The sequence below is a fragment of the Micromonospora sp. NPDC003776 genome (genome assembly GCF_053605645.1).
In genome coordinates this window covers 1-1,434 of sequence record NZ_JBSGJR010000929.1, presented here as the reverse complement: position 1 = coordinate 1,434, position 1,434 = coordinate 1, and the positions used below count along the sequence as shown (strand labels likewise).

The window sequence follows — 1,434 nt, the reverse complement described above, 5'->3', positions numbered from 1 at the left end:
TACTCCAGCCGGGGATTGTGATCACGGCTCGGTGAGGGCTTGCCGGGCGTAGTGGCTGGTCGTGGCTCGTGCTTGGTGACGGCGTCGGCGTACGGACCAGAGCAGTGGGTCGCAGCGGCGGCGGCCGGGTTCGATGATCAGGACGTTGAACAGGTGACGTAGTTCGTTGACGGTCAGCGCGATCAGCCCGGCCGGATCGGGACGGCTGCGGTGCGCGGTCGCGGCGGCGAGGAAGGCGTGGGCGAGGATCGCCAGGGTGGTCCAGCGGTGCCAGGACGTCCAGCGGCGGTTCTGGTGCTGATCCAGGCCGAGTCCGGTCTTCGCGGCTTGGAACGATTCTTCGATCTTCCAGCGGCGGCCGGCCACCAGGACGAGGCTGCGTAGCGGGACGGGTTCGGGTGCCCAGCAGCGGTAGAAGGCCAGCTCACCAGTGCGGCGGTTGCGGCGGATCAGCAGCCAGTGGTGCCCGCCGTGGGCGTCGGCGGCGTGTGGCAGGGCAGTGAAGGACCAGTCGTAGTAGCGGTGTCCCTTCGCGCCTCGACCCGCGGACACCCGCTGCCAGGCAGTAGCGGGAAGACCGGCGGCCAGCACGTCAACGCGGTAGACCCCAAGGCCGGTGCGCACCTGATGAGAGCAGGCCACGGCCAGGACATAGCCCAGTCGCAGCTGACGGAGCCGGGCTGCCAGGCGCGGATCGTTGCCGTATGCCTCGTCGCCGGCCACCCATCGACACGGCAGCCCGGCGGTGACCGCTGCGGCGATCATCCGAGACGCCAGCTGCGGCTTGGTCGCGAACCGCACCTGCTCAGGAACACCGGCCTCAGCCCGGCGTTCGGCATCGTCGCACCAGGATTTGGGCAGGTAGAGCGCCGCGTCGAGCATCGCGTGACCAGCCTCGGTGGCATAGACCAGATGCACGGCGATCTGACAATTCTCGATCTTCCCCGCCGTGCCCGAATACTGCCGCTGCACGCCGACGGTGTGCCGGCCCTTCTTCAGGTCCCCCGTCTCGTCGATGACCAGCACCGCCTCGGCATCACCGAGGTGGTGGCCGACGAACTCACGGACATCAGCCCGGACCTCGGCATCCTCCCACTTCACCCGGGTCAACAGGTCCTGCATTCCATCCGGACCCGTGTCACCGGCATGCTCCGCGATCGTCCAGCAGTTCTTCGACGGTAACGGCGCCAGCAAGCCCCGGACGAAGTCACGCACCCGACGGCGAGGCTCCGGCCTGCGGAAACGCTGCCCGACCGTCAACATCAGGTCGTCGAACAACACCCGCCACCGCTGGGCGTCTACCCTGTATCCGGCAGCCACCGCTGCATCATGGTCAGTCCACACAACCGTCCATGATCGACGGTGGCTGCCCTCGTTCCCGCATCGCATCGAACCGCAGCTCAGCCAAGGTCAACAACCCCGGCTGGAGTACTA

At 67.8% G+C, this 1,434-nt stretch carries 1 protein-coding gene; it reads right to left on the bottom strand.

The annotated features are described in order from the left end of the window. Positions 1–21: 21 nt before the first annotated feature. Positions 22–1,263: an IS701 family transposase gene (locus ACWEVO_RS36465; protein WP_452311939.1), complete on the bottom strand. Its 1,242-nt coding sequence runs from the start codon at positions 1,261–1,263 to the stop codon at positions 22–24. Positions 1,264–1,434 lie beyond the last annotated feature (171 nt).

What these genes read in the sequence shown, in the direction of transcription:
- ACWEVO_RS36465 (WP_452311939.1), bottom strand. Translation starts at nt 1,263, where the DNA reads ATGTTGACGGTCGGGCAGCGTTTCCGCAGGCCGGAGCCTCGCCGTCGG.